This window comes from Vibrio sp. Sgm 5, assembly GCF_026241575.1.
GTDB classification, from domain to species: domain Bacteria; phylum Pseudomonadota; class Gammaproteobacteria; order Enterobacterales; family Vibrionaceae; genus Vibrio; species Vibrio jasicida.
Window position 1 is genome coordinate 153,815 of record NZ_JAPHPY010000008.1, and the last position, 7,067, is coordinate 160,881.

At 37.2% G+C, this 7,067-nt stretch carries 8 protein-coding genes; all 8 read right to left on the reverse strand.

Features of this window, described 5'->3' with window-relative positions; translation table 11 throughout:
* Positions 1–22: 22 nt before the first annotated feature.
* From OQJ86_RS07120 to OQJ86_RS07155, 8 genes are read right to left on the reverse strand one after another with little or no spacing between them, the layout of a single operon-like run.
* Positions 23–1,231, reverse strand: coding sequence for an acetyl-CoA C-acetyltransferase (locus tag OQJ86_RS07120; RefSeq protein WP_265987324.1), 1,209 nt, complete (start codon positions 1,229–1,231; stop codon positions 23–25).
* An 11-nt stretch (positions 1,232–1,242) separates the two neighbouring features.
* Positions 1,243–1,989, reverse strand: coding sequence for an SDR family oxidoreductase (locus tag OQJ86_RS07125; protein ID WP_265987325.1), 747 nt, complete (start codon positions 1,987–1,989; stop codon positions 1,243–1,245).
* A 15-nt stretch (positions 1,990–2,004) separates the two neighbouring features.
* Positions 2,005–2,436 carry a DUF417 family protein gene (locus OQJ86_RS26635; RefSeq protein ID WP_416236445.1) on the reverse strand — a complete coding sequence of 144 codons (432 nt, stop codon included), beginning with the start codon at positions 2,434–2,436 and terminating at the stop codon, positions 2,005–2,007.
* Between the two features lie 14 nt (positions 2,437–2,450).
* Positions 2,451–3,731, reverse strand: a complete 1,281-nt coding sequence (locus OQJ86_RS07135; RefSeq protein WP_265987326.1) for an NAD(P)/FAD-dependent oxidoreductase — start codon at positions 3,729–3,731, stop codon at positions 2,451–2,453.
* A gap of 56 nt (positions 3,732–3,787) precedes the next feature.
* The gene (locus tag OQJ86_RS07140) at positions 3,788–4,150 is read right to left on the reverse strand and encodes a cupin domain-containing protein (RefSeq protein WP_265987327.1); all 363 of its coding nucleotides are present in this window, start codon (positions 4,148–4,150) and stop codon (positions 3,788–3,790) included.
* Between the two features lie 10 nt (positions 4,151–4,160).
* A complete protein-coding gene (locus tag OQJ86_RS07145) occupies positions 4,161–4,499 on the reverse strand; it encodes a carboxymuconolactone decarboxylase family protein (RefSeq protein WP_265987328.1) in 339 nt (112 codons plus the stop codon).
* On the reverse strand, positions 4,496–5,515 hold the full coding sequence (locus OQJ86_RS07150) for a patatin-like phospholipase family protein (RefSeq protein ID WP_265987329.1): 1,020 nt from the start codon (positions 5,513–5,515) through the stop codon (positions 4,496–4,498). Before OQJ86_RS07150 ends, OQJ86_RS07145 begins: the two co-directional genes overlap by 4 nt.
* Positions 5,516–5,530: 15 nt before the next feature.
* Positions 5,531–6,319, reverse strand: coding sequence for a 3-hydroxybutyrate dehydrogenase (locus tag OQJ86_RS07155; RefSeq protein ID WP_265987330.1), 789 nt, complete (start codon positions 6,317–6,319; stop codon positions 5,531–5,533).
* Positions 6,320–7,067: the final 748 nt, after the last annotated feature.

Sequence of the window (7,067 nt, forward strand, 5' to 3'; positions counted from 1 at the left end):
TTATTTCCTTTTCAATTGTTTATTACTTAACTGCTTTTACAACCACAGCCGTGCCCATACCGCCGCCTACACAAAGTGAAGCAACACCGTGCTGACCGTCTTGTTTGTGAAGTTCGTGTACTAGCGTAACCAGAATGCGGTTACCCGATGCACCGAGTGGGTGGCCCAATGCGATAGCACCACCATTAAAGTTGGCTTTATCTTGAATTGAGCTCACTGGTACTTGGTTGGTTTCTGCCAGTTTATGAATCACACCTAGTGCTTGCGCAGCAAAGGCTTCATTCAGTTCATAAACATCAATGTCGCTGGTTTTCAGCCCGGCTTTTTGCAGCGCCTTGTTCACTGATTCCACAGGACCAAGCCCCATAATCTTAGGATCCAAACCGGATTGAGCGTAGCTCACCACTTCAGCAATTGGCGTCAGACCATGCGATTGAACCGCGCTTTCTGATGCTAAAATGATGGCACTTGCACCGTCGTTGATACCTGAAGCGTTACCTGCGGTTACTGTACCTTCACGGTCAAACGCAGGACGTAGCTTACTCAAACCCTCTAGTGTCGCGTTCGCTTTTGGGTATTCATCCGTGTCAAATACCACGGTTTCGCGGCGCTGCTTGACTTCTACTGGGACAATTTCATCTTTGAACTTACCTGCTTCAATCGCAGCCACTGCTTTCTGTTGGCTTGAAAGTGCATATTCATCTTGTTGTTGACGCGATAAGCCCACTTCCTTCGCCACATTTTCTGCGGTTACGCCCATGTGGTATTGGTTGTAAACGTCCATCAAACCGTCTGCAATGAGGAGATCTTTCAACTCCATGTTGCCCATCTTGTTACCATCACGTACAACGCTAGGCACAATGAATGGGCTTTGTGACATCACTTCTACACCAGCGGCCACAACGATTTCTGCATCGCCACTGCGAATATGAGAAACGCCATCCATGACGGTTTTCATACCACTGCCGCAAACCATGTTGACGCCGTATGCAGGGACTGACTCTGGAATGCCAGCAAACAATGCCGCTTGACGCCCAACACCCATGCCTTGCCCTGCGGCAATCACGTTACCAACGATAACCTCATCAACTTTCTCGCCAGATAGTGATGCGGCCTCAAGAGCACCTTTGATTGCAACCGCAGCTAGATCGCCTGCTGATGTGTTTTTTAAACTTCCGCCAAACGCACCGATAGGTGTCCGTTTCGCTGCAACGATAAATACTTTTTCCATCATCCCACTCCTTAGCTCATGTATAGGCCGCCGTTCACTGACAATGTCTCGCCAGTGATGTACGCGCCGGCATCACTCACTAAGAAGCTTACTGATGCTGCAATTTCTTCAGGCGTAGCTAAACGCTTCATTGGAATTTGGTTGGTAATAGACTCAAGCACTTCCGGCTTCATCTGTTCAACCATTGGTGTGCCTGTGTATCCCGGAGCAATCACATTCACGGTTACGCCAGAACGAGCACCTTCGTATGCCAATGCTTTAGAGAAACCAATCATGCCAGCCTTAGCCGCTGAATAGTTTGCTTGACCGAACTGACCTTTAAGGCCATTTACAGAAGAGATGTTAATGATGCGACCACCACCCTTTTCGCACATCGTTGCGAATAAAGGCTGTGTGACATTGAATAAGCTGTTGAGGTTGGTGTTGATTACATCGTTCCAAGCTTGTGCCGTCATTTTTTTGAACACGCCATCACGTGTAATACCTGCATTGTTGATCACGACATCAACGGTTCCTTCTTCCTCAAGCAAAAGTGCTAATTTTTCAGCACATTGCGCTGTGTTCGCCACATCCAATTCTAAGAAAGACATATTTGTTCTAAATTCAGAAAGCTGATTAATCATGAATTTCATTTTTTGTTGAAATTCGCGAGGTGATAATACTGCGATCACTGAATAACCATCTAAAAGCAAACGCCGAGTGATTGAAAAACCAATCGCGCCATGGGCTCCTGAAATTAAAGCTTTTTTACCATTCATAAATATTTCAACCTATTATACTGTTCGAATTTTCTTTTTGTGGTATTGGAGTAAATCAATAGAAATAAGCAAAAACATAACATCTTTCAATAAAAAGAAATCTGTTACAAAAGCTCCTTGGACAAATTTGTTTACGTTTGGGGTAGTAAAAATAAACGAGAGCGTTACTAAAAAAGTAACATTCATTCCAAGAGAGCCAATTAAACCAACCTTATTATTATACAAACCAAATAATAATAAAATAGAAAACATTATTTCAGAGAAGCCTACAATCATAGAGAAATTATTTGCACCAAAATATGAAAAAGGTATATTGGTTAAAGGACTGTTTTCTACGAAAGGAGTTATCAGTTCAGCTTCGAAAGGAAAAAACTTTAAAAAACCTAACCATATCACAAAAATTGAAAGTGCAAGAGTTTTAGTAATGACCATTTTATCGTATTTCATACAACCTCAAATTATTAAACGCTAAAGAAATCTATATTATTTCCACTAAATTGAGAAAACTTTCCATAAAGAAGATTAACAATCCCTTTTCTGTACCCTAAAATGGATATTATATGCGCACCATAAAGGGTACTAGTAATAGAGTTAACTATAAAACTATTAGTGAAATTTTTTCTTTTAAACGGCGTAACTAAAGAACCCGCGGTGCTCTCTTTATTTAGTTTGACAATAGCACCATGATCTTTATATTCGAAATCAACCAGTTTTTCTCTTCGAATTAAACTTAAGATATTGCGCAAACAAGCATCAGCCATCTGATGAGCTGACTGGGCTGTTGCAGGAACTGCGAAACCATTAGAATCTACGCAATTAGCCGCATCACCAATAACAAAAATGTTTTGACTATTCTTTGCTATAAGATTTGCATTTGTAGTGATTTGATTAATCTTATTTGTCTCAAGCCCTTCAATCTTGCTTAAGAAAGATGGACACTTTATACCTGCAGTCCAAAAAATTACATCGTGATCTATAAAATCACCATCTTGAGTGACAACGCCATCTTTTTTTATTTCTGAAGCTATAGTTTTAGTCTTTATGGTTACATTTAATCGTATTAATGAATTATAAATATAATCAGCGACATCTTTATCAAGGTTTGGTAGTATTCTTTCACCTCCTTCTAGAACCGTAATCTTTAATCCTTGTGCGTTTGTCGAGCAAAAACCATTCATGTTAAGCTTATCGACAGAATTTACAATATTAGCAGCTAGCTCAACACCAGTGGCTCCACCACCAACAATTGTTACTTTTGTTTCTTTTTCGCCAAAAAAATGGTTTCTCTCAATCTCATTTTGAAGTTTATTTTTTGATAATAAAGCAGTATCCAAGTCATTTATATAATAACAATATTTGGAGACATCACTATTTCCAAAGTCGTTAGTTTTACTTCCAATAGCAATGACTAAAATATCAAATGAGATAACTCTTTCTGGGATTATTTCTCTTTGATTCTGGTCTTTAACTGACAACAATTTTATATTGTTACTCTTGTTATCAATAGAACATACCTCTCCTTGAATGAATTGGTATCCGTTTTTTACTGAATGATATCTTAGGTTGACTGCATCAACTCTATCATCTCTAATCCCGGTAGCAACTTCATGCATAAGAGGTTTCCAAACATGACGAGAATTTTTGTCAACTAAAGTCACGTCTATCCCATGATATTTAGATAACTGTTTAACCAATTTCAGTCCAGAAGCACCTGCACCAATTACTACAACATTGGTATTCATACATTTCTCCTTTTGGCCAACCAACAATCAGATTAATTATTGGTTGGCCAATTTATTTACACAAGCATGGCTGAATAGATAACTACTTCATCATTGCTTTCATTTTTCCACCAATGTTCAACATCATTATATTCAATGGTTGCAGAAGGCGCGGTATGAACTCGAGGTTCAGCACTCATTGAGTTGAATTCAGTAATTACACCTTTAACAACAAACATGATTGCAGGTCTCTCATTATGACTATGAAGAGGGACTAAACCTCCAGGAGCCACAGTTACTTTATTAAACGAAAGAGATAGATCGTTAATGTTAACATTTTTAAGAAAATCAACATCAGAAAGCGCAATTTTTCCGATGTTCGTTTCAACTTCACCAACAGGTTCTTTAGGAGCATTTTCTAGATGATATTTATTTGTCATTTTATATACCTTACTTTAATAGGGATATTGCTTGTAGAACATTATCAAAACCACAGAATGGGATACACTGAATGAAAACTTCAATAATATCCTCATCTGTCATACCAGATTTTTTTGATAAAATAATATGTGACTTAATAGCTTCTTCGTTTCCTTTAACAAGGACACAACTTAAAGCAATTATTTCGTTTATTTTGTTCGAGAAATGTTTTCTAGTTCTAATGATACCAAACGCAAAAGACGTAAAAATAAACTCTAAATCATCTGACTTATCTGACAGCATCTCAAGTTTATCCAAAACTCCAAATTCTTTTGCGAATTTTAATCCGTTTTCATACGAACTTGTCATAATGTAGTACCTGAAAACATTGAATCCAGATCAATAGAACTATTCTTGCCTATGCTTGCATAATTTTTCTTAAACCATGTTTCTGCAGATTTTTTTCCCAGTTCAAATAGATATGAGACAAAATCAGATTCTGCATTTAATTTTGACGAAGCCCCCAAACGAGGAAGATTTACGTCATCAGAAATTGAGTGAAGAAATAACTTTTTATACTTCGCTCTAGCCTCTTCATTGGACTCAGTCAATCTGTCGACGAAATCTATAAATTTGAACTCCTTCAAAAGACTTTGATTAAAGGTTATTTCATTAATTCGATTGTTGATTTCAGCAGAAGTCTGTGGAATTTCATGTTTGACTTGAGGATTGATCTGTATAACAACGACATCACTGCATGTCGCTTTAGTCAAAAATGGAAATAATGGAGGGTTTCCAGAAAAACCACCATCCCAATAATATTCACCATCGACTTCTACAGCATGAAACATTGTTGGAATACAAGCTGATGCCATCAACTTGTCACATGTCAGATCTTCTCTTTCAAAGATTTTAACTCGACCAGTTTTAACATTTGTTGCTGCAATGAACAGTTTCACTGCTGAACATTTGTTTATCACATCAAAATCAATATGTTTATCTATAACCTGTTTTAATGGATTGTAACCTAGCGGATTTGTTTGATAAGGGGATGCTATTCGAGACAGAAGATCAAAGAAAATAAAACCTGGAGTCATGTCGATATTCCAACTTTTCATCGCTTTTTCATAAAAGCCCGTTTTGATTGGACTTGAAGTAGCTGTTGATGAAATATCTTCCCAGAAGCGTTTTAGTGATTCTCGCGCTTCTTTTTTTCCTCCAGACTGTAATCCTTGAGCCAAAATTACTGCATTCATTGCTCCTGCTGAAGTACCACTGATTGAACAGAATTCCAACTCATCTTTTGATAAAAGATAGTCTAGTACTCCCCACGTATAGGCACCATGAGATCCCCCACCCTGTAATGCTAAGCTTATTTTTTTCATTGTAGAGCATCCTGTTTATTGGGCTGTCCAACCACCATCCAATTCGATCGCTGAGCCCGTAATAGAACGAGCTTTATTAGAAGCAAGAAAGACGACCATTTCCGCAACTTCCTTTGCATCTACGAATTTTTTTGTAGGTTGAGCCTTTAACAAAACATCTTTTATAACTTGGTCTTCAGTTATGTTTCTTGCCTTAGCCGTTTCAGGAATTTGTTTCTCAACTAGAGGGGTAAGTACATACCCAGGGCAAATACAGTTTGCCGTAATGTTTTGCTCTGCAAACTCAAGCGCGGTAGTTTTAGTAAAACCAAGTAGACCATGTTTTGCCGCTACATAAGCTGACTTATAAGGAGAGGCAACTAATGCATGGGCAGAAGCTATATTAATAATAGTGCCAAACTTATTTCCAACAAAGCCTTCAAGGACTAATTTAGTAAGCTTAAACGCCGAAGATAGATTGATATCAATTATTTTTTTCCACATTTCATCGGGAAAAGAAGTTATAGTTTCAACATGTTGAATACCTGCATTGTTCACTAACAAAGAGATACTTCCAAGGTGAGCTTTTGCGTTTAAATAGAGTTTTTCGATTTCATTGAATTTCGACATATCAGCTTGCAAATACTTTACTTTCACATTAAATTCAGCTGATTTTTCCTCACAATAGGATATAAAATCTTCATTTGGCTCTATTCCATTCATCATTACGTTATAGCCTTCTGCCATTAACTTTTCAGCGATAGTCTTGCCAATTCCAGAAGAAGAACCTGTCACGATTGCATTTTTTTCCATAGAAAACATCATGTACATCCTTTGATTGCTTTGATACATGTTTAAATCACACAAAACACTGTGCAACAGGTTTAAACTAAGCAAACAGAACTAATGAGTACAATTAAAAACAATTAAACGCCATTAAACTCAATGTGATAAAAGATAAATCTATATTAATATCGTAATAAACTAGGTAAGTTCATGGCTTAATCTGAATTATTAATGTAAGTCGTCACTACACAATATGCATGCAAGCTAATAATTAAGCTCAATCGAAAAGTTTCTCCCATATGAGTAAAGACTTTTGACTTCAACTTTTCTCAACGTTATTAGGTAGCATAGGTTCCCTACACGTCTTTTCTCTTCTCTTACTGACAATTCCAAATAAGACCCAGGCACTATCTTTCTTCTTTTCACTTACTGGTATGGTTGTATTTATTGTGAGCGGAAATTATTAAAGGAAAGGATTAAAGGAAAGAATTTAGTAAATCCATATCGAGAAGATGATTACATGCGGAAAGAAATCGTATGAAAAAGAACATGTCTTACGTCTTTAGTTAAAGAAGTTATTGAGTAGCAAGCAAAAAATAGATTATAAAAAAAGCCAGCTCTTTAACTAAACTAAATCAATCAGATCCAATAGACAATACCAAAGAAAATTTGATTAATATTAGCGCTTCCAAGATAATTACTTTCATAATTAACCTGAACTCGGGATAAAAAAATAGAAGTGAACTAAAAGCTGGTTCTGCGATCAGATCTTTCAACCAAGAGAGAA